The sequence below is a fragment of the Nostoc sp. 'Peltigera membranacea cyanobiont' 232 genome, from assembly GCF_002245985.1.
GTDB lineage: Bacteria > Cyanobacteriota > Cyanobacteriia > Cyanobacteriales > Nostocaceae > Nostoc.
Map to the genome: position 1 here is coordinate 1 of NZ_NOLK01000146.1, position 20,802 is coordinate 20,802.

The following is a 20,802-nucleotide window of genomic DNA, read 5'->3' on the forward strand; positions in this document are numbered from 1 at the left end:
CTTGTCCCCCTTGTCCCCCTTGTCCCCCTCTGCCCAAATCGGGGATACTCGGTAAAGGAACAGTATAAGCAATATTGAATTCGCCGCGATCGAGTTTGGGAATAAACCCTTTGGGAATTAAGGGAATTAGTGCTATACCTGCGATGAAGCTGAGGACAGCTAATCCGATAACTATCTTCCGGTGATTCAAAGACCAACTCAGCAAGTTTCTGTAAGATTGGGTAAACGCCACCCAAATTTTTGCTTCCTGACGCGGGGAGAGTGAGGATTTAGGTTTTAGCCAGTAAATAGCTAGAACTGGAGATAAAGTCCGAGCAACTAGCATAGAAGCAAGCATCGCTGCTGAAACAGTGATACCGAAAGGCTTGAAGAACTGCCCAATTACTCCACCCATCAAACCTATGGGTAGAAAAACTGCTACTGCTGTCAAGGTGGCGGCGGTGACTGTTAATCCAATTTCATTGGTTGCTAAAAGTGCTGCTTGACGAGGAGTTTCCCCATCTTCAATGTGTCGCATGATGTTTTCTACATCCACGATCGCATCATCAACAATACTCCCAATCACTAAAGCTAAAGCTAAGAGCGTAATCGTTTCTAAGTTGAAACCGAAAATTGCCATGACGATAAATGTCGCCAATAAAGACGTAGGAATTGCCAAGGCAGAAATTAGGGTGGCTCGCCAATTCCACAAAAAAGGAAAAATTACCACGATGGACAACAAAACTGCTTCTAGCAAAGCATCGATAGTTGACTGGGTGGCTTGGCGGATATATTTTGCTTGGGTAGCAGCTAAGGTGAGTTTGACATCCTTGAGGGTAGAACGTAGCCTTTGGACTTCTTTTTCAACTCGACTTACTACTTCTAAGGTGTTAGCGCTACCGCGTTTGATTACCTGAAATGCCAGTGCATCTTGGCCGTTAAATCTGACTAATGTTGCGCCTGCTTGGGGGATGGCTGCTGGACTCACATTTGAGGGATTTAGGGGAGTTGCAGTAGCAGCGCCCAACAGTGAGACTTTCAAGACTCCTGGTAGTTTAGCGATCGCACTTACAATCTCGTCTTGTGCTAACTTTGTCAAATCTGTCAGATTCCGCGTGGGACTCTCAATGGCATAGCTAATGGCGGCTGACTCGTTCAGATTCAGAGGAATAATTTTAGAAGTCGCTCCTTGAGGCAAAGTCAGCTGCTTGAGGGCAGTTTCCACCTTTTTAGTCGATGTTTCTAAATTCGTACCAACGGCAAAAGAAAGGCTAACGGCTGTTTGACTAGGATAGGTGGATGAGCGAATATCGTCCAATCCTTCTAGGGAACGGAGGCGTTCTTCCAACGGTTTGGTAAGCTTCGCCTCTGTATCCAGGGCAGTTGTCAGTGGGGCTGTAGCATTCACAATCACCACTGGAAAGGTAATATCTGGAAACAAAGCATATTTCAGAGAACTGAATGCCAGAATCCCAGCTACCGTTACGGCAATCCAAAAACTCACCGTCAGCCACGAAAATTGAATCGCTAGTTTAGAAATATTGAAGAGTTCTCGTGCGGATTTTGAGCGATCGGGCTTTACCATCTTGGAAAATTATCGTCTGGTGGCACAATTATTTAGTCATGCTACAGCAATCACCTGGGGTTTATGACCAGAAAAGGGCAACATTCTTTATTGTCACTCAGATATGGCAAAATTTTTAAATATGAAACTTGGTTTTGATAGTGCCTAATTTTTTGCCCATCAATACAATTTTAGTACCCCAAGGAGCAGAATATAAAGCTGTGTGTCGCGGATTAAGCGGCGTAACTGGTTCCATGCCAACGGTAGTAGCCATACCTGTAGGAATGAAACCTTTGCTCAAATATCTGCAACAAGGACAAGTTCTGGCTCCAAAATCTAGAGTGTTGATTATGGGTATATGTGGCAGCTTAAGCGATCGCTATCCAGTTGGTGATATTGTGCTGTATCAAGATTGTGTTTATCAGGGGAAGCGGCAAGAATGCGATCGCACTTTGACAACACAATTACAATCTTCTATATCAGAAAAAGTATCATTAGTCAAGTCACTGACAAGCGATCGCGTAATTTGGTCTGCTGCCGAAAAACGCCATTTGGGTGAGACTTTGGCGGCTGATGTTGTTGATATGGAAGGATTTACTGCTTTAGAGTTTTTCAATGCCGCCAAGGTATCTGTGGCAATGCTGCGAGTAGTCAGTGACAATTGTCAGCACGATATCCCCGATCTCACACCAGCAATTAACTCTAATGGTTCCCTAAACCCTTTCCCCTTAGCGATAGGAATGCTTCGACAACCCCTTGCTGCTACTCGGTTGATTCGAGGTTCATTAACAGCATTAAAGGTGTTAGAGCAAGTTACCAATCAGCTTTTTTCTGGGAATAGCCTGGAATAATTTGTTGCAGAATTAATAATATAACGGTTTGCAATTTCTGGGAATACAGATAATTCTTATACCAATTCTGTATGAAGGTGCGCCAAATTATATGAGGGAACTCCAAAAAATAAATTATTCAATTTGTCTACTCAACTAGACTTCTTTCTTCCTTGTCTCCCTTGTCTTCCTTGTCCCCCTTGTCCCTCTGCGACGGAAAATTTTTTTACTTGGAAATCCCTGAGTAACGAACCGCAAAGGGCGCATTCGCGCAGCGTCTCGTCAGAGAAGGGCGCAAAGAAAGAAAACTTGGCGCAGTCTCATAAAGAAATGGTATTAGAGGCGCATAGCTGTGCGCCTCTAATAATTATGCCTTTTGAGAGAAGTCAAAATTTGTGAAATAAAAATATAGAGAAATATTTGTGTTGCTCGTAATTATATTTGCTTTGAGATCGCATTAAAAAAAGAATAAATACTGTCAGTGTAAGAATAAATACAACTTTAATTTTGACTCGATAATTGCTTGTACAAAAAGTTTTACAGAAACTTTATCGTCATGCATATTAACTAGAAAAGAAGATTGGGAAGGATAATATATAACCTTTTCAGGGTTGAGTTCCATAAGAGCTAATTCTTTTTACTTTGAATCAAAAATCCTCTTTTGCCAGAATAGCTTGGAACTAATTTACCAACTGATAGAACAAAATTTATGACGCTAAATCACAAGCTCTACCTGTACTCGTTTCTAGCTAATTTCAGATGGCTCAAAAAAAGTTACACCGCTAAAATCATGTTGGTGGCTTTTTTGGGTACTCATGTACCACTTCTAACCTTACTTTTGAGTTTTGTCATCTCAAACTCCTATTCCTTCGAGATGGCGGCGCGAGTTATGATTATTGCTCTATTGGCAACATTAGTGGGTACAGCTGCCACCCTCTATGCACTAAACCATCTCCTCAAACCGGTCATTTTCACATCTGCGGCATTACAAAATTATCTCAATACCAAAACATTACCTGAATTGCCCACAGAATTTGCTGATGAAGCGGGTACGTTAATGGCGGATACCTCACAAACTCTTCACAAATTAGATGAGTTAATTCACTACATCACTAATTACGATGAACTGACAGGATTACCTAATCGCGATTTATTCCGCGATCGCCTCCATCAGATTTTATCCCAACCTGAAAACAACCAGCGTCTTATAGCTGTCTTTTTGCTCAGTATTGATGATTTCACTGGTATGAGTCATGGGTTGGATCATCAGACAATAAATTTATTGTTAAGAGCAGTTGGCCATAGATTATCAACCTGCACGGCACAAACAGATATTATCGCCCATTTGAGTGGAGATGAATTTGCCCTTGCCCGAATTGATATTAATTCTTTGGAAAGTGTAATTAAGCTATCTCAAGTGCTGTTGAGTACCCTGAACAAACCCTTTTATTTAGAGGGTAACTTGATTCATATTACTGTCAGCATGGGTATCACAATTAATAACCTAACCGATCCTAATAGCGTAGATCAACTCTTGCAACAGGCTCATATAGCGCTGTACCAAGCCAAGCAGCAAGGGCGTAGTCAATACCAATTCTATTCACCAGAAATTAATGCTCAGTTGCAAGAGCGACTGACTTTAGAAAAGGAATTACATGGAGCGCTTGAGCGTGGTGAAATGCTGGTTTATTATCAACCTCTAATTGATTTAAATAGCAGACAAGTTATAGCGATGGAAGCATTGATTCGCTGGCAGCACCCAACATTAGGTTTGGTTTCTCCAGTAAAATTTATTCCCATTGCAGAAGCCAATGGTGCGATTATACCAATTGGTGAATGGGTCTTACGAACTGCTTGCGTCCAAACCCGTGCTTGGCAGCTTGCTGGATATACCCCAATTCGGATATCTGTAAATCTGTCATCTCGACAGTTTGAACAACCATATCTGGTTGAGATAGTCAACCAAATTCTTGAGGAAACTGGACTTGAAGCATCTTCATTGGAACTAGAAGTTACAGAAAGCTTCTTGATGGCTGATATCGATCGTTCAGTTAAAATCTTAAAACAATTACGAGAACTGGGTATCTGCTTGGCTCTAGACGATTTTGGTACTGGTTATTCCTCCCTGAATTATTTGAAACGCTTTCCTGTGAATATGCTCAAAATTGATCGCTCATTTGTGCAGGATGTCATGTCTAATCCCGATAGCGCCGCCGTCACCGATGCGATTATTGCCCTAGCAAAGAGCCTGCGGTTGAAAATCACAGCCGAAGGTGTGGAAACCCAAGAGCAGCTTGAATATCTGCAAATGCGTGGATGTGATGAAGGTCAGGGTTACTACTTCAGTTGTCCTGTGCCTGCTGATATAATTGCCCCAATGTTGCAGAAAAGTTCTCAGCAGCTGGAGATTACTACAACATTGGTGGATGTCTAAGCCATTACAACCAATCACACTTTTGCACTGCTCTCGGAGCCACCCGAATCTCAATCTAACGCTACCTACCTAGATTGAGATTCTTTTTGTATGGAAGCGGGGCTTCCACACAAATTGTCCGGGTTTAGCCGCATTAGAATCCATTGAGAAATTCGCAGTAGTATAGCAGGAGGCAGGAGGTAAAAGTATTACTATTCTTAGCTTTCATGCTTTCAAAATGTCCTAACCTATGTGACTACGGCTATAAAAGGCGAGGCTAATCTTCTGGGGAACTGCGATCGCACTGATAAAATAGAAAAAGGGTGATGTGTCGATCGGGAATAAACAGCGATCGCTATTAAACAATTAAAAAAATTTATCAGCCAGTGACTACAACCGCGACTCGATCTTTCAACTTTTGGAACCGAAATTGTGAAAGTCGAGTTCACAAAAAGCCTTGAAAAGGATCTTTGTCAGCTTGGATGAACCAACAACTTAAAACCTTGGGCATTAACCTACATTAATAGCAGGATGCTCACCCCACAAGAATTATCTCTTGATTCAGCAATACCTATTTTGAAACTGTGGAAAGCTTTGCAACCATCTGAGTTCGAGATGAAACCTCAAGCTTGCGAAACATCCTTTTTAAAGCTTGCTTGACAGAGTTTTCAGTAATCCAAAGTTCAGCACTAATTTCTGCATTGGTTTGTCCTTGAGCCACCAAGCTAGCAATTTGCATTTCACGAGGCGTTAAACGCTCTGTCTGTAATAGTAGTGGATGTTGCGATTTTACCCTTGCCACCCAAGTAGAAATGTGCAGACAAAGCGCACTCAAATCTATAAGATTTTGTGAGTCGAATGCAGGCATTCCTTGCTGACGAGTAAAACCTACCACGCCTACTAACTGCCCATTGCTGACAATTGGCCCTGCCATAACGTGCCAGCGATCGGCACGAGGACAAATCAACCTCCACGTCTTCGGACTACTAAAGCTTCATGAACAGGGGCATGGTGTTCTAGCAAGTAGCGTGCAACTGGATTGTGTTGGGGTGATAGTGCAATTTGCAGCGCTTTTTGGAGCTTGCTGTTAGCTAGAGGGATTTGAGCAAAGAAAAACAGCCCACCTCGTGTAGCTGAAAAATATTCACTCATTTCTGCGGATATGTGCGATCGCAATGTCTCTCGATCTTTAGCTTGAGCAATTGCATGAAATAGAGCTTGTAAGGCAATGAGGATGGAACTTTTAAATCATTCAACGAATTGAAAAATCTTTATCACAGTAAGGGTATTACGCCTGATAAGGAAGTATTTCCCTACTGTGCCATCGGTGGGCGTTCGGGATATATCTGGTTTGTCTTGAAGTATTTATTGGGCTATCCAAACGTTCGGAATTACGATGGCTCTTGGAATGAGTGGAGTCGTCTACCTAATATATAGGACTAGTATTTGATTTCTGAAAAAATCTAAGTATGTTTTGGTGCGTTACGGAAGCCGTAACGCACCAAAACATAAAGGGTGGTGCGTTATGCCGTAGGCTTAACATACCCTACGTGTATTTCAAAAATCAAATATGAGTCCTATAGCTATAGAGAAACTAAAGTAATGTGCGCCTCCGTTGGAGACTCACGTTAAAGTATTGTGCGAATAGAGTTTGCTAGTACACAAATGTCCAGCCACGCGGAAAACATGAAAAATCAACCCACGTTAGCCCTTAGTGTTCCCGCAGGGTAGGTGGGTATTGTCTCATGTAGTCGTGACTTCCAGTCGCCAAGGCAAGTAATTAGACTTTTCATTCAACCAACCTCTAAGGGAGACACTACGTGCTAACCCGGATTTCTCACCACATCTCAATAATTAAATAAGTAATGAGTAATGAGTAATGAATACTGAAAAAACTACTAATTCAGCAAAGGCAAAAATTGGCGAATTAACCCAATTGTGACTGCTGGTACTTCTAACTGTGGTGTTAATCCCACATCTTCCAACTCTTGAAAAAATCGGATTGCTTGGGGATTCATTTCGGCAAGGCGGCGACCAATTGATGGCCCGGTAAATTCTGATTTTTGTCCCCAAATAATGGCGGTGGGCGTGGTCAACTGTTGAATGTAAAGGGACAAATCAAAGCATAAATCACCACGGACAAAGGAGAGTGCCGCATACTCAGCATTAGGCTGTTGGGCGGATTGTAAATAAGCATCTACAATTTCTTGGTACACTCGATTAGACTTAGCAAATTGCCGTTGCTCTAAGAAACTGCGAATACCCCCACTGGTGGCCACCCCAGTGCTATAAATTAAACGGTCAACAATGGGAACGCTGACTAACTGAGCAAAAAAACTACGCGAATAGTTTTCACCAAAGTCGGAAAGTCCGGCGGGCGTAGTGAGAATTAAAGACTTGAACAAATCAGGATGAGCTGCTGCTACTCGAATTGTAAAGGCTGCGGTCAAAGAAGAAGCGATCGCAGTTACTGGCCCAGTACAAGTCTGCTCGATAAACTCCCGAATCGTGGTCAAATAATCGTCAATATTATAATTCCGTTCTGGATGCTCAGACCTACCCCAACCGAGCAAATCGGGCGCAATAACCCGATATTCAGCAGCAAAAGCCGGATAAACTTTTGACCACTCATAAGCAGAAGAACCGCCACCAAAACCGTGCAGGAACACCAAAGTTTCCCGGTCGTCTTTGGCCGTTATATTGTCCTGCCAAAGTGAGCCGGAGGCAGTGTAATATACCATTCTACCTAGTGAGGTATTTATGGAGCGTTGTTCAAAACCTAGTGGTTGAAACATAAGTATTTTTTGTTGATTGTAGTAATTAATTGGATGAGTAACAGAATAGACCTGTGAATGTGGAGACACTGAGAAAGTATTTGATAATTTCTTGGCGTTACCGCCTCTTCTTTGGTCATTTCAGAATACTTACCTATTTAGTTCAAACTCCTCACTCATTGTTATTATCGGCCAACCAATCACTCTAAGACTTCTCGCTACCGTTAGATTAAGTAGATATAAAATTACTGAATTACCTGTAAAGATTCGATGATTTTTTTCACAAGAAAAAGTAACTAAACGTTGTAATTACTGTTATATAAGGGTTTGCCGTAGTAGCAAGGATCGCTCAAGCAGTAATTAAGCATAAGTTTTTATGGTAGTCTATCAAAAAAGTCATAAATAATTTTGAGCATTAACAAGACTAAAAATGCTCATTTTTACAAGCTATTAATTCTAGTTCTACATGTAGAAACAGTAGCTTTTGATATATTACTAAATCTAATTATTCTTTAAGCAATTGTAAGGCGGGATGTCATGGTAAAGCAGGCTACTCTTCAATCAAATAAACTACCAGCGATTGAAGACGCTAAATTTGCGCTTGACAAGTTTAATATACAAAATGAAATTAAAGCTGAGGCTTGGGGGGATCGAGGCGAATCAGCCATTGATGCTGCCAGTATCAATGTACCTACTTGTATCTGTTTAGACCTGGAAGAATTAAAGTGTTTTGAAGCAGTAGAGCGTCAGTATGAAGACTGGGGAGTAATTTTTCACAATTCTCTAGCAATACAACCATCAAATCCAGCATTTCCAAGCTATTTAGGGCTAACAGTCTTAATGGGAGCGCCCAAAAGCGGATTTTTAGAAGCTACTTTTTTACATCCGGTGAACTCGGTTAGCGCCTTAGTGACTAGTTCGCAACGGCTAGTGCTTTCTGCCTACGATCGCGATCGCCAACTCCTCGGTCAAACTGTACTCCCAAGCGCTAATCTTGCCAATTCAGACTCCGCAATTTCCCCCAATACCTTATTATCTATAAATGTGAATAACATCTACAGCGTTACCTTCTGTGCTTTTGATGGTCAATTCACCCTTGATAACTTTCGTTTTTGTCTGTAAAAAGCCTTTATGCCCTTGCTCTGAACCATTTAAAATGGTATCTTTATTTCCGCCATGCTGTACTAGTCTACTATCCGTCAATAAAAATCGGATATTTTGTAGTTTGGGTCTTCACCCTTTCTTCATTTCTAGTAAAACTTATACAATAAGTAATTTCGTAATCAAGTAGGTAAACACTTTGGCACAGGCTTCATCTTCTTGGCAGCAATTGATCGACCGGATTCCCAACTGGAACTGGTCGCATCCATTGTTCAAGACAAAGGGAGCTACAAAGCAGCAAACATTTAAGCGTTTCTCTGGCCCTGGGGGCTTTCTTGGGTTCTTGACAATCATTGTTGCTATGTTGTTATGGAACTGGAAACTGCTATTAGCTCTCTTAATCGGCGTTGGGGTAATGGTATTGGTTTACTCAATGCAGGAGTGGGACTGGCAATTGCACTGGTCTAAGATCCGTAAGTTCTTAAACAGTTCAAATCGTCGGTTAGCTTTAGCAGTCATTAGTGGTGGTCTTGCTACTGTCAGCACTTACATGGCTGCGGCAATTTGGGTTGAATCTCACAGTTCCTGGATTGCGGCTGGTGCTATTGTCCAAGGCGTGGGAACCTTGTTAACTTTAATTTTATTGGTATGGCAATTTGTCAACTTCTATGAAAATCGAGAAGAAGACCACCTCGAGCAGTTGTTGGTCAATTTAACAGACAAAGATCCATTGAAACGCTTGATTGCCCTACGTCAACTAACTAAATTCATCAGCCGTCAGCGAGTTGATTCTTCAGTGCAGCAAGATGTTGCCGAATGCTTACAACTCTTACTTAGTCGAGAGGAAGAAGTTGCAATCCGAGAGGCAGCTTTTAAGATTTTACAAGTTTGCGATGACCTCCGGTCGGTCGGAGACCATCGCCTACAAGTTCTACCCCCCAAAACAGCAGCAACTTTCATACCCGTATCAGCAAAAGCCAAGCACCAGGTTTATTAGTTATTTGTCCTTTGTCCTTTGTCCTTTGCAAATAACCAATGACCAATGACCAATGACCAATGACCAATGACCAATGACCAATGACCAATGACCAATGACCAATGACCAATGACCAATGACTAATGACCAATGACTAATAACTATTTTCGAGACAGTTGTCCATTGCGAACTTGCACTACCGGATGATTGCACCGCCGCACCAATTGTTCATCATGGGTGGTAACAATTACCGTCGCGCCAAAGGAATTTAATTTCTGGAGAATTTGGATCACTTGCCAGGAATTATCTGGATCGAGATTTCCAGTAGGCTCATCTGCCAATAGCAGTGGTGGTGTTCCAACGATCGCACGGGCAATACTCACTCGCTGTTGCTCTCCTCCAGATAGTTGATCTGGAAAGCAGTCAGCTTTACTCAGCAAACCCACCAACTTTAAAGTTGGTTCTAAACGTCGTTGAATTTCTTTACGGGTATACCCTTGAGCTTGCAGCACAAAAGTTACATTTTCCGCTACTGTTCGTTGGCTAATCAGTTTGTAGTCTTGAAAGACAATGCCAATCCGTCGCCGGAATAATGACAAGCGATCGCCCCTTAAACCCGCTATATTACACTCATCAACAATTACTTCTCCCTGTGTAGGCAACTCCTGGGCATACAACATTTTCAAGAGCGTTGATTTACCAGAACCACTTGGCCCTGTGATAAACAGAAATTCTCCCTTTTTTACCTCAAGGCTCGCATTGAACAAGGCGTGAGTGCCGTTAGCATAAGTCTTACTTACAGATTGCAATGCCACCTTTGCAGTAGTCTTGCTAACGGACTGTTGACTTTCACAATCCTCTCTATGAACGGATTTATCTGTCTTAACTTGAGTTGTTAATACTGGCATTGTTAAATTTTCCTCATACCCACAACTAAACAGTTTGCCGGCTTAGATGTGACATTCCTCTCAAAAATAAGGATTCCCAGGTTTCGCCTGGGAATTTAAAATTCAACAAAGAAAATTTAAAATTTTTGCAGCCTTTAAGATCAACTAAGTAATAACACTTAGAATTACCACTCTTGTACAGACGCGATTAATCGCGTCTCTTAACTAATTGCACCTTTTGCTGTCAAACGATAAATAAACGATTTCACCGCAAACGCTGGCAAAGCCAACATTCGCCGCCAACGCCAAGGCTCTTGATAAAGCCGATACAACCATTCCAAATTATTATTTCCTAACCAGGCGGGAGCGCGAGTTTTAGTTCCCGACCAAATATCAAAACTACCACCAACGCCAATCCAAATTGCTTGAGGACACAAATGGCGGTTTTCGGCAATCCATAACTCTTGACGTGGTACTCCCAAACCGACAAAAATTACTTGTGGCTGCAATTGAGCGAGAGTTTGTTTCAATTGTGCTTCTTCTTCTGCGGAATGGTAGCCTGAGTGAGTTCCGACTATACTCAAATCGGGAATTTGCTGCTGCCAAAAGTCTGCCGCACTTGAGGCTACTCCAGGCGCTGCTCCATAGAAAAATACCTTTGCTCCTGTCTGCTGTTTCCCAAGTTCTTGCAAAAGTGTTTCTGCCAGTTCAATCCCCGGAAAACGCTGCACTTTTTGCCATAATAGCCACCGCAAATACAGAACAACCCCGGCTCCATCTGGAATTACTAGTTCAGCATTTTTAATGACCTGAGCGAGGAATTGATTCTGCTCTGCCTGCATAGTCATTTCTGCATTGAGCGTTACTACATGAATTCCTCTGCTTTGTTGTAGACATTCTAATAACCAGCCTGGATAGTTGGCCATCACATGAACTGGTATTCCCAATACTGAAAATGCTCGATCGCCTTTAGACATAGCCTATTCTTGAGTAATTCTCACACCAGATTTCCTTGAATGTTAAGTTTATCAAATTTTTTATATTAGAACTTCAGCAGCAAAGATTCCCAGTGCCTTGCAATAATAGAAAGCTTGACATCCTCACCACTTTAAACCTTGGCTCCACCAACCGATGGTTTTAAAAGTGGGGATTCCTAAGAGTGCTTATACTTGGGCTAAACCAGTGCAAATTTTATTGTTAAGGTGTAATATTCACTCAGTATAAAAAGCTAAACTCGCAACTCTGGTTCGGGAACAGAAGCCCCTACTATACTGCTTGTAGTTAGTGTGGGAGTATGTCACGAAACTCGACTTTATGGTTAAGGTAGTGTAACGGGCTGAAGTTGGCTATGAGTAAAATTCGTATCGCTCTGATTGAAGATCACGATCTAACTCGTGTGGGTATTCGGACAGCGCTAATCCAAAAGGATGAAATTGAAGTTGTAGGTGAAGCTGCCAATGCTGCCGAGGGGCTAAAGATGTTAAAAATGGTACAACCTGATATTGCCATCGTAGATATTGGTTTACCAGATAAAGATGGCATTGAGCTAACACGGGAGGTAAAATCTACTGCTAATGGACAGCGGCTAGCCACAAAAGTGTTAATTTTGACGCTGCGGGATAACAAAGAAGCTGTGTTGGCAGCTTTTGCGGCTGGCGCAGACTCTTACTGTATGAAAGATATCAAATTTGATAATTTGCTGGAAGCAGTGAGAGTAACTTACAATGGCAACGCCTGGATCGATCCAGCGATCGCTCGAATTGTATTACAACAAGCGCAACAAAATCCTCAAAAGTTGGAATCGGCTTTTGTAGATACTAAGACTATTGCCTCTAACCCTGATTATGTCGAGAATCTGGAAGGAATTCAACCTTACACCCTGACAGAAAGGGAGTTAGAAGTGTTACAGTTGATTGTCGAAGGTTGTAGTAATGCACTAATTGCGGAAAGACTTTACATCACTGTTGGGACTGTAAAAACTCACGTTCGCAATATTTTGAATAAGCTATGTGCCGATGACCGTACCCAAGCAGCAGTCCGCGCCTTGCGCTCTGGGTTAGTTGGGTAAAGGTCTTTTTGAGCTAGAGCAATTGAGAACCATCAAGGAGAACTCACAACTTTGAGAAAGTAATATTTTCAAAGTTAATGACTTCTCTGAATTTTCTGTGATTTACCAGGTGGTATAAACATCACACTATATCACCATTCAAATATCTGAAAAATAAAGTCAAATATGGCTGAGACAGGGGTGGAAAAACTTAAGCTCATGGTGGTAGATGATGAGCCAGATAACCTAGATTTACTCTACCGCACTTTTAGGCGAGATTTTCAAGTATATAAAGCCAATCATGCCTTTAGCGCTCTGGAAATCTTGGATCAATTTGGCGAAATGGCGGTGATTATTTCTGACCAACGAATGCCAGAAATGAATGGCACCGAATTTTTTAGTCGCACCGTAGAGCGCTTTCCAGACACAATAAGGATTTTGTTAACTGGTTTTACTGATGTCGAAGATTTGGTGGATGCCATTAACTCTGGTCAGGTATTCAAGTACATTACCAAACCTTGGAATCCAGATAAACTACGGGCATTAGTTGAGCAAGCCACTGATACATATCGCGTAGTTAAGAAGCGCACCCAAGAGTTGCGTCGGGCCTTACAGCGAGAATCTTTGTTTAATGCGGTAACAACTGCAATTCGGGAGTCTTTAGACTACGACAGTATGCTGCAAAAAATTGTAGCAACCATTGGACAAACATTTGACGCTACCAGTTGCTTGCTCAGACCTGTAGAAGGCGATCGCCTTCTACAAGACCAGTTCTCATACCACGATCCAAAATCCAAGGTATTAGATTGCTTCTTCGACTCCAGTATTTTAATTGAAAAAGTGCTGGAAACCCGTCATTATCAACTTACTCAAGAAATATACCAGGACAACCCCTGTCACCATCTGGTTGTGCCACTTAGCTACCAACAGCATTTGTTGGCTGTGCTGTCCCTCCACCAATGGGGACGCGATCGCCCCTGGCAAGATGAGGACATCCAACTAATTGCAGGTGTTGCGGAACAAGCAGCCTTAGCCCTCTCTCAAGCAAAACTCTACCAGCGCCTCCAAGAAAAGCAACAGCAGATTCATAATGAGTTGGAGGTGGCTCGGCAAATTCAATACAACTTGCTACGTCAAAGTTTACCTGACATCAAAGGTGTGAAAGTGCAAGCCTGCTGTTACCCAGCACGGGAAGTAGGAGGCGATTTCTTTGAAGTATTTGTTCATCCCAAAGGCGATTTATGGTTAGCAGTAGGTGATGTCTCTGGTAAGGGCGTACCAGCAGCTTTATTTATGGCTAGTATTATTTCAGTTTTGCGCCGGGAATTATCTCAAGAAACACCAGCCGAGCCGAATGTGGTCATGCAAAACCTCAATCACGCTCTGAGTGAAGATTTAATTAGCAATAATTATTTTGTCACTCTTGTGTTAGCTTGTTATACCCCTAGTACTAAGGAACTGGTTTACACAAATGCTGGTCATATCTATCCACTGCTATGGTCGCGCCAAGACGCTTTAGCCAACAATCCTAATTACCTCAAAGTCCGCAGCGTGCCTTTAGGAATCTTACCCAAGTGGCAGGCACAGTCTGGTCGTTTGGTTCTTGCTGCTGGAGACACATTGTTACTAGCCAGTGATGGGATTACAGAAGCAATGATTTCAAATAATTCTGATTTAACAGTAAAAACCGGGTCTGATGTTGAGGTAATTAACCGTTCTATGCTAAACCAAGATGGTCTTTGGCAACTGTTACAACAAGAGGAAAAACCGCTTTCTCTCAACCATTTACTAGCTCGCATCCAGGCAGATAACAACATTCAAGAAGACGATCAAACTATACTTTCGCTGGAGATTTTGTAAGTCGTGAAAAGTGAGCTTCATGTACCAAGTGACTTGAATTTTCTGAATATTGTCGAAAACTGGTTGCTGGGATGTTTGAAAATTCAGTTAGGAGAATCTGTAGATTGGTCGCGGCAATCAAGTCGTTTAAGATTGGCTTTGGTGGAAGCTTACTCAAATGCAGTCCGTCATGCCCACAAAGACAAACCAAATCTACCGATTTTACTGCGTTTAGAAGTCAAGGATCGGGATCTTGCCCTAGAAATTTGGGACTACGGCGAAGGATTTGATATGTCTAACTATTACGCTCCAAACCCATTGGAAAAACAAGAAGGTGGTTATGGTTGGCTGATTATGAATCGTCTCATGGATAAAGTAGATTACCAGTTGCAGATTGATGGTGCTAACTGTCTCAAGTTGGAGGCTACTTTACCCGAATTAGTCAAATAGCCAAAAGTTATTTATAGGAATTTTTGATGCCTAGATTTTGTTTTGGGTAATATCAAACATTCCCGAAGACATTATAGTTATTTACTACTTTTCACGACGTAAAGAAAGTAACTCTTGGGGAGAAGCTAAAAGTTTGATTCGAGTATATAAAATTTGCCGTTGTTGGTTGAGGATAAATAACCACAAAACATTTACACTACACCACGAAGTTTGGGCTTTCCCTGTCACCTGGACTTGGATCTCACTGGTTTCTAAAGTCTCGGCTATTCCTGTGTTGGGGTAAGCTTTAACGTTTTTTCCTTCTTTTTTTAAATAGGCTGCGATCGCATCTGTCCCCACAATATCAGATTCAAATGGCGGATGCATCACACCCTCTACCGCAAATAAGGCAGCAGTTGCCTCAAATTCTCCTGCATTTAAGGTTTCAAAATAACGCAGTACACTTGTTTCGGTAATTCCCTCAATCTGGAATTCTTCTTTCAACTGTGCTGGGGATATAAATTCAGCAGAGGTCATAAAATTAGCTGTATTATGCTGGCTGAATATTCATTTCAATACAAAAATAGGTAAAAAGAAAGCTGCTTTTGAGATAGATTTTCACATCTGTATAAATCTTCCTCACGATGGAAGTAGAAAAAGCAACAAATATTAATCAAAGGTATTGACTACGTAATGTATAATTTATTTGCCTTTGTTTAGGCAAAATCCAGATAAAAAAAATGAGTCAGTATTCCGTAACAAGCAGTAGTGTGGTGAAAAAAAAGGCCAGCGAGTTGGGCTTTCACAAAGTTGGAATTGCTGCTGTAGATAGGGTAGATGCCACAGAAGCGCAGAGGTTACAAGCATGGATTGAACTGGGTTATCACGCCGATATGGAATGGATGGCTAACCCAAAACGTCAGGATATCCGGTTAGTGATGCCAGAAGCGCGATCGCTAGTGTGTTTGGCGCTAAATTACTACACACCACATCAACGTCCCGTTCGCGTAGCGTCTCCGTCAGGAGAAGGCAAAGAATTCGCCAAAATTTCCCGTTATGGTTGGGGAAGGGATTATCACAAGGTGATGCATAAGAAACTCAAGCAGCTATCTACATGGCTAGAATCACTGGATGAAAGTGTAAGAGTTCGTTATTACGCAGACACTGGGCCAGTACAAGATAAAGTGTTGGCTCAACTTGCCGGAATTGGTTGGATTGCCAAGAATGGTAATGTGATTACACGAGAATATGGCTCTTGGGTATTTTTGGGAGAAGTGTTAACGAATTTGGAACTAGAGAGCGATCGCCCCCATACAGAACACTGCGGTAGCTGTACTCGTTGTCTTCAAGCTTGTCCTACGGGTGCAATTACTCAACCTTTTGTTGTGGATGCTAATCGCTGCATCGCTTATCATACAATTGAAAATCGGGACGACAAACTGCCAGAGACAATCACACCCCATTTGCAAGGCTGGGTTGCTGGTTGTGATATTTGCCAAGACGTTTGTCCTTGGAATCAACGTTTTGCCACTACAACTGATATTGAAGAGTTTCAGCCTTATCCTGAAAATATTGCTCCCCAACTGCTAGAATTAGCCCAAATCTCAGATCGGGAGTGGGATAAACGATTTCGAGCATCTGCCTTGCGGCGGATTAAGCCAGAAATGTTACGACGCAACGCCCTAGCTAATCTTGACGCATCCAGGCAAATAATGACCCCGAAAGTAATTATCTTTGATTTTGATGGCACTATTGCTGATACAGTAGATGCCCTTGTAAGTATTGCCAATCGTCTAGCTGTAGACTTTGGTTTTATACACATAAGTCCAGAGCAATTAGCCCTCCTTAAAAACTTAACATCGAGGGAAATTATTAAGTACTCAGGAGTTTCTCTATTTAAAATACCTTTTCTAGTTAAAAAAGTTAAAGGAGAATTAAAAAACAAAATCCCAGAATTAAAACCAATTCCGGGAATTAAAGAAGCATTAATAGAACTGCAAAATCAAGGATATAAACTCGGCATTATCACTTCTAATTCTAAAGATAATGTTACGCAGTTTCTCACCATCAATGATTTAAATCACCTGTTTGATTTTATCTACTCAGGAATTACGATTTTTGGCAAAACAACCATAATCAATAATGTATTGAAGCAAAAGCAACTCCAACCTGAAGAAGTTATTTATGTCGGAGATGAAACCAGAGATATAGAAGCATCAAAGAAAGCAAATATCCAAGTTATTGCAGTAACTTGGGGTTTTAACTCGCCGGAAGTACTAGCCAAACAAAATCCAGATTATTTAATTCAGCAACCTAGCGAACTGCTAGAAGTAATGAATGGTTGTTAGTTAATAAACAATCTCTATAAATTAAATATGCATTATCCATAAATATTTTAGAGACGTAGCACAGCTACGTCTCTACATTCTTTTCCACCAGATGTCTAAAGGTTGGGTTAGGAAAAGTTATTTTTTCGGTTGACCCTTTTCCAAAGCTTTTTCTACTAGTTCATCACTGACACTAGCTACACCCTCAGTATTAGAATTGCCAACTTCCTTTGCTAACTCTAGATAATCGTCAGGATTACCAGTTGACTGCGCTTGAGTTTTTGTTTCTTGTGGTGTAGAGGTTTGATATTTAGGTGCAGTTGCTGCTTCGGCTGCTGCTGCACCTTTACCAGTGCGATCGACTTCACTAACGCTGAATTTTTGTGCAGCTGCATAATCAGCATCAAAATTGACCTTTGGTGCTTCTTCTTCACCACTAGCTATGCTATCAGCAGCTAATTGGGCATCATGGGTGGAAGTTTCATTTAAATTGGGCTTTACTTCATCTAAATTGGGCTTTGCTTTATCAGACATAACTAAAAACCTTAAGGTAAATTTTTATTGCTGTAACAACAGTAACAAGTTAATGTGCCACTTCATTGCCTCCTTCAGAGAGACTTTTACCTCTATTAAAAGGTAGATTAAAGCTAGATTTTTCAAGTAATTTAACTCTTTCTATCGGTACTAGAATTTGACACTCAAACTCTGGTAACACTTAGTTTGGTGCATTAAATTTCGCTGGAGACAAAATTATGACTGCAAGTTACGACAAAACTATTTCTCAAGCCCAGAGTAATGAAACTCAAAAATTGGTGGACGCATTTAACGCCTTAGATACCGATGCCAAATTAGCTTGGTTCTATCTTGTTTATAAAAAGATGGGTGATTCAATTACGCCAGCTGCTCCTGCTGCGGCTGAACCAGAATTAGCACCACTTTTACTAGGAGATTATTTTGAATTATCCGATGAGCAGCAACTAGATATTATGCGGGATATTGTTAACCGCAAAGATACAGAATATTCTCGTGCTTATGGGGCGATCAAAGAAAACAACCAGTTGTTAGTTTGGTATGCTTGGGCAGTAGCTATGGGAGATAAGGTGGTTGGATTACCTGCTAGCTACCAGCCAGCTAAGGTGATTAATGATTTGGTTTCCCAAATTGAAGGACTAGATTTTGAAGAACAAATGTCAGTGTTTCGGACAATAGCTGGTGAATTTGGTTACACCGATGTGAAGCCGATCGCAACGCAAGCAGAAACTGGTAAAACGTCGAGTTTGTAATCAAATCAAAACCCCAGAGAAAACTGCTGTAATTTATGACACAGAAAGGTTACTCAAGTCGGCTGGGGTGAGGTTGGAGTGTACCACTTCACCATCGCGGAACCAAACGATGCGCTGGGTTTGGCGGGCAACTTCTGGCTCATGAGTTACCATAACAACGGTGATTCCACTGGCATTGAGTTCGCTAAAAATATCTAAGACTTCTTGGGTTGTACGCGAATCAAGTGCGCCTGTGGGTTCATCGGCTAGGAGTACTACAGGGCGATTGACGATCGCCCGAGCGATCGCTACTCTTTGTTGTTGTCCACCAGATAGTTGAGTTGGTTTATTGTTGAGGCGATTTGCTAAACCTACCCGCGTCAATGCAACCGTTGCACGATCGCTTCTTTCTTTGGGATTCACACCAGCATACAACATTGGCAGGATCGTATTTTCTAATGCTGTGAGTTGGGGCAATAAATGGAATTGTTGGAAGACAAACCCCAGCTTTTTGTTGCGAATGTGCGCTAACGAGCGATCGTCCATCTGCGCTACATCAATATTATCTAAGTAATAATGTCCGCCTGTGGGTCGGTCTAGACAGCCAATAATATTCATGGCTGTGGATTTACCCGAACCAGAAGGCCCCATAATTGAACAATATTCACCCTCATTGATAGTCAAATTGACTTTGTTGAGTGCTTTAACCTCAGTTTCACCACTGCCATATATTTTATAAATATTCTCCAAACGGATAATTGTCGATTTTGGCATGGGATTGTGAACTAGAGAATCTGTAGTTGAAATAATATTTGGCATAATAATTTACTTATTAGTCAATACTGGAGTTCCATTTTTTGATACAGTGATGCTTTGTCGAACGCTCTCATCTCCATGTCGTCCCAGGTATCGCTCCCTCAATCGCTCCATCCATACCTACCTCTCACCGCTCTTGCACCGATGCAGGACGTGACAAACCTCTGGTTTATGAAGGTCATTGCCCAGTACGGCAGCCCTGACTACTTCTTCACCGAGTATTTCCGCGTCAATGATACCTCACGGCTTAATCGTAGCATTCTGACAGCAATCACCGAAAACGACACAGGTCGCCCCGTTTTTGCTCAAATGATCGGCGAAAGTATTCCAGACTTAGTAAGAACAGCAATTGATCTCTGTCGCTATAACATTGCTGGAGTTGACTTGAACATGGGCTGTCCAGCACCTAGAATCTATCGCAAAAATGTTGGGGGTGGATTGCTTCTCTTACCAGAAAAAGTGGATCGGATTTTGGCAGAATTGCGGCAAGCAGTCAACGATCGACCTTTGACCGTCAAGATGCGCCTCGGCTTTGAAAATACAGATACCTTTTACGAAATTCTAGATACCATCAATCGCCACAGCATAGATTTGCTGAGTTTGCATGGTCGCACGGTGAAAGATATGTACCACGGAGCAGTGAAATATGATTTGATTGCTGAGGCAGTCAGACGAGTCAATTGTCCAGTGCTTGCCAATGGCAATATCTACTCTGCGACAACTGCGATTGAAGTGCTTTCTCAAACAGGCGCGGCGGGTGTGATGGTGGGACGCTGGGCAATCGGCAATCCTTGGATTTTTAGTCAAATTCGGCAGGCTTTGCGTTTTGAGCCGATTGTGCCCGTTCCTTTAATAGAGGTACGCAACTATATCGATCGTTTATGGCAAACCCCAACAGCAGCAAATATGCCAGAGCGATCGCGCGCCGGCTACCTGAAAATGTTCCTCAACTACATTGCTCTGAGTGTTGACGCTGAAGGGCATTTCCTGCGGCTGATGCGACAAACCTCTACTGAGTTAGAACTGTTGAACCTGTGCGATCGCCTTCTCCTTGGTGATAGTACCAAAACTTTAGCCCTGGCACCCTACTCAGGTGTGTAGGTAACTATTGCCGGCTATCTACATCTTCTGAGGTTCTATTTGGTTTTTTTCAATTCTAGCCAGTTGTAGAGCGGGAACTGAACTCGGTTAAATGCTGTATCAATCATGTAGAGCGGTTCTACAGCACTCAATTAACAACTGGCATAGTCGGGACACCAGAAGCGGAAAGTTTGATCTTATCCCTCGTACAACTTCTTTACTGTCCCGTTGTGTTGATATCTCCATTAAACCTGTAACCCCAAAACATTGGATGCCAATTTGCCAAATTTGAATTAAAGCTGCTTCTCTTGCTTGAGATGTCGTTTTCTCAGATTCATTCGTAGGGTAATAAGGGATTTCCAAGTAAAAAAATATTCCGTCGCAGAGGGACAAGGGGGACAAGGAAGACAAGGGAGACAAGGGAGACAAGGAAGAAAGAAGTCTAGTTGAGTAGACAAATTGAATAATTTATTTTTTG

General features: G+C 41.9%; 17 protein-coding genes and 3 pseudogenes. 12 read left to right on the forward strand and 8 right to left on the reverse strand.

Features of this window, described 5'->3' with window-relative positions; genetic code table 11:
* On the reverse strand, positions 1 to 1,564 hold a 1,564-nt coding region (locus CDG79_RS31605), incomplete at its 3' end, for an efflux RND transporter permease subunit (protein WP_143855632.1).
* Positions 1,565 to 1,716: 152 nt separating this feature from the next.
* Between CDG79_RS31605 and CDG79_RS31610 the strand changes: the two genes are divergently transcribed.
* The gene (locus CDG79_RS31610; RefSeq protein ID WP_223278444.1) at positions 1,717 to 2,394 is read left to right on the forward strand and encodes a 5'-methylthioadenosine/S-adenosylhomocysteine nucleosidase family protein; all 678 of its coding nucleotides are present in this window, start codon (positions 1,717 to 1,719) and stop codon (positions 2,392 to 2,394) included.
* Between the two features lie 688 nt (positions 2,395 to 3,082).
* On the forward strand, positions 3,083 to 4,807 hold the full coding sequence (locus tag CDG79_RS31615) for a putative bifunctional diguanylate cyclase/phosphodiesterase (RefSeq protein WP_094345653.1): 1,725 nt from the start codon (positions 3,083 to 3,085) through the stop codon (positions 4,805 to 4,807).
* 550 nt (positions 4,808 to 5,357) lie between these two features.
* On the opposite strand, the pseudogene CDG79_RS31620 reads toward CDG79_RS31615, so the two are convergent.
* Positions 5,358 to 6,022: pseudogene (locus CDG79_RS31620) on the reverse strand (LuxR C-terminal-related transcriptional regulator).
* Between CDG79_RS31620 and CDG79_RS31625 the strand changes: the two are divergent.
* Positions 6,014 to 6,223, forward strand: a pseudogene (locus CDG79_RS31625) (sulfurtransferase); the annotation flags it as partial. The pseudogenes CDG79_RS31620 and CDG79_RS31625 sit on opposite strands and share 9 nt — an antisense overlap.
* Before the next feature lie 461 nt (positions 6,224 to 6,684).
* Here the strand turns inward: CDG79_RS31625 and CDG79_RS31630 are convergent.
* On the reverse strand, positions 6,685 to 7,581 hold the full coding sequence (locus CDG79_RS31630; protein ID WP_094345654.1) for an alpha/beta fold hydrolase: 897 nt from the start codon (positions 7,579 to 7,581) through the stop codon (positions 6,685 to 6,687).
* 516 nt (positions 7,582 to 8,097) lie between these two features.
* Here CDG79_RS31630 and CDG79_RS31635 point away from each other — a divergent pair.
* Together CDG79_RS31635 and CDG79_RS31640 are read left to right on the forward strand one after the other, a co-directional pair.
* Positions 8,098 to 8,682 carry a hypothetical protein gene (locus tag CDG79_RS31635; protein WP_094345655.1) on the forward strand — a complete coding sequence of 195 codons (585 nt, stop codon included), beginning with the start codon at positions 8,098 to 8,100 and terminating at the stop codon, positions 8,680 to 8,682.
* A gap of 178 nt (positions 8,683 to 8,860) precedes the next feature.
* Positions 8,861 to 9,658, forward strand: a complete 798-nt coding sequence (locus CDG79_RS31640) for an armadillo-type fold-containing protein (RefSeq protein ID WP_094345656.1) — start codon at positions 8,861 to 8,863, stop codon at positions 9,656 to 9,658.
* Positions 9,659 to 9,798: 140 nt separating this feature from the next.
* Here CDG79_RS31640 and ftsE read toward each other — a convergent pair whose 3' ends face one another.
* The gene (ftsE, locus tag CDG79_RS31650) at positions 9,799 to 10,545 is read right to left on the reverse strand and encodes a cell division ATP-binding protein FtsE (RefSeq protein WP_094345658.1); all 747 of its coding nucleotides are present in this window, start codon (positions 10,543 to 10,545) and stop codon (positions 9,799 to 9,801) included.
* 200 nt (positions 10,546 to 10,745) lie between these two features.
* Complete coding sequence (locus CDG79_RS31655; protein WP_094345659.1) at positions 10,746 to 11,501, reverse strand: WecB/TagA/CpsF family glycosyltransferase; 756 nt, start codon at positions 11,499 to 11,501, stop codon at positions 10,746 to 10,748.
* Positions 11,502 to 11,872: 371 nt separating this feature from the next.
* On the opposite strand from CDG79_RS31655, the gene CDG79_RS31660 reads away from it, so the two are divergent.
* From CDG79_RS31660 to CDG79_RS31670, 3 genes are all read left to right on the forward strand, one after another.
* Complete coding sequence (locus CDG79_RS31660; RefSeq protein WP_094345660.1) at positions 11,873 to 12,592, forward strand: response regulator transcription factor; 720 nt, start codon at positions 11,873 to 11,875, stop codon at positions 12,590 to 12,592.
* 165 nt (positions 12,593 to 12,757) lie between these two features.
* A complete protein-coding gene (locus tag CDG79_RS31665; RefSeq protein WP_094345661.1) occupies positions 12,758 to 14,431 on the forward strand; it encodes a SpoIIE family protein phosphatase in 1,674 nt (557 codons plus the stop codon).
* Between the two features lie 3 nt (positions 14,432 to 14,434).
* Entirely contained in the window at positions 14,435 to 14,860 is a 426-nt protein-coding gene (locus CDG79_RS31670) for an ATP-binding protein (RefSeq protein WP_094345662.1), read from the forward strand.
* A gap of 84 nt (positions 14,861 to 14,944) precedes the next feature.
* On the opposite strand, the gene CDG79_RS31675 is transcribed toward CDG79_RS31670, so the two are convergent.
* The gene (locus CDG79_RS31675) at positions 14,945 to 15,376 is read right to left on the reverse strand and encodes a ketosteroid isomerase family protein (RefSeq protein ID WP_094345663.1); all 432 of its coding nucleotides are present in this window, start codon (positions 15,374 to 15,376) and stop codon (positions 14,945 to 14,947) included.
* Positions 15,377 to 15,579: 203 nt separating this feature from the next.
* On the opposite strand from CDG79_RS31675, the pseudogene queG reads away from it, so the two are divergent.
* Together queG and CDG79_RS44250 are read left to right on the forward strand one after the other, a co-directional pair.
* A pseudogene (gene queG, locus CDG79_RS44245) lies at positions 15,580 to 16,577 on the forward strand (tRNA epoxyqueuosine(34) reductase QueG).
* Entirely contained in the window at positions 16,552 to 17,187 is a 636-nt protein-coding gene (locus CDG79_RS44250; protein ID WP_223269797.1) for an HAD-IA family hydrolase, read from the forward strand. The pseudogene queG and the gene CDG79_RS44250 overlap by 26 nt, the downstream one beginning before the upstream one ends.
* A gap of 117 nt (positions 17,188 to 17,304) precedes the next feature.
* Here the strand turns inward: CDG79_RS44250 and CDG79_RS31685 are convergent, their stop codons facing one another.
* Entirely contained in the window at positions 17,305 to 17,700 is a 396-nt protein-coding gene (locus CDG79_RS31685) for a hypothetical protein (protein WP_094345664.1), read from the reverse strand.
* A gap of 218 nt (positions 17,701 to 17,918) precedes the next feature.
* Between CDG79_RS31685 and CDG79_RS31690 the strand changes: the two genes are divergently transcribed.
* Positions 17,919 to 18,449 (forward strand): orange carotenoid protein N-terminal domain-containing protein, encoded by a 531-nt coding sequence (locus CDG79_RS31690; protein ID WP_094345665.1) that lies wholly within the window; start codon positions 17,919 to 17,921, stop codon positions 18,447 to 18,449.
* Between the two features lie 33 nt (positions 18,450 to 18,482).
* Here CDG79_RS31690 and CDG79_RS31695 read toward each other — a convergent pair whose 3' ends face one another.
* Complete coding sequence (locus tag CDG79_RS31695) at positions 18,483 to 19,247, reverse strand: ABC transporter ATP-binding protein (RefSeq protein ID WP_094345666.1); 765 nt, start codon at positions 19,245 to 19,247, stop codon at positions 18,483 to 18,485.
* Positions 19,248 to 19,322: 75 nt separating this feature from the next.
* On the opposite strand from CDG79_RS31695, the gene CDG79_RS31700 reads away from it, so the two are divergent.
* Positions 19,323 to 20,345 (forward strand): tRNA-dihydrouridine synthase family protein, encoded by a 1,023-nt coding sequence (locus CDG79_RS31700; RefSeq protein ID WP_094345667.1) that lies wholly within the window; start codon positions 19,323 to 19,325, stop codon positions 20,343 to 20,345.
* Positions 20,346 to 20,802 lie beyond the last annotated feature (457 nt).

Excerpts from the sequence above, each read along its gene's own strand:
- CDG79_RS31615 (WP_094345653.1), top strand. The coding sequence starts at position 3,083 with ATGACGCTAAATCACAAGCTCTACCTGTACTCGTTTCTAGCTAATTTC.
- CDG79_RS31630 (WP_094345654.1), bottom strand. The coding sequence starts at position 7,581 with ATGTTTCAACCACTAGGTTTTGAACAACGCTCCATAAATACCTCACTA.
- CDG79_RS31635 (WP_094345655.1), top strand. The coding sequence starts at position 8,098 with ATGGTAAAGCAGGCTACTCTTCAATCAAATAAACTACCAGCGATTGAA.
- ftsE (WP_094345658.1), bottom strand. The coding sequence starts at position 10,545 with ATGCCAGTATTAACAACTCAAGTTAAGACAGATAAATCCGTTCATAGA.
- CDG79_RS31655 (WP_094345659.1), bottom strand. The coding sequence starts at position 11,501 with ATGTCTAAAGGCGATCGAGCATTTTCAGTATTGGGAATACCAGTTCAT.
- CDG79_RS31660 (WP_094345660.1), top strand. The coding sequence starts at position 11,873 with ATGAGTAAAATTCGTATCGCTCTGATTGAAGATCACGATCTAACTCGT.
- CDG79_RS31665 (WP_094345661.1), top strand. The coding sequence starts at position 12,758 with ATGGCTGAGACAGGGGTGGAAAAACTTAAGCTCATGGTGGTAGATGAT.
- CDG79_RS31675 (WP_094345663.1), bottom strand. The coding sequence starts at position 15,376 with ATGACCTCTGCTGAATTTATATCCCCAGCACAGTTGAAAGAAGAATTC.
- CDG79_RS44250 (WP_223269797.1), top strand. The coding sequence starts at position 16,552 with ATGACCCCGAAAGTAATTATCTTTGATTTTGATGGCACTATTGCTGAT.
- CDG79_RS31685 (WP_094345664.1), bottom strand. The coding sequence starts at position 17,700 with ATGTCTGATAAAGCAAAGCCCAATTTAGATGAAGTAAAGCCCAATTTA.
- CDG79_RS31690 (WP_094345665.1), top strand. The coding sequence starts at position 17,919 with ATGACTGCAAGTTACGACAAAACTATTTCTCAAGCCCAGAGTAATGAA.
- CDG79_RS31695 (WP_094345666.1), bottom strand. The coding sequence starts at position 19,247 with ATGCCAAATATTATTTCAACTACAGATTCTCTAGTTCACAATCCCATG.
- CDG79_RS31700 (WP_094345667.1), top strand. The coding sequence starts at position 19,323 with ATGTCGTCCCAGGTATCGCTCCCTCAATCGCTCCATCCATACCTACCT.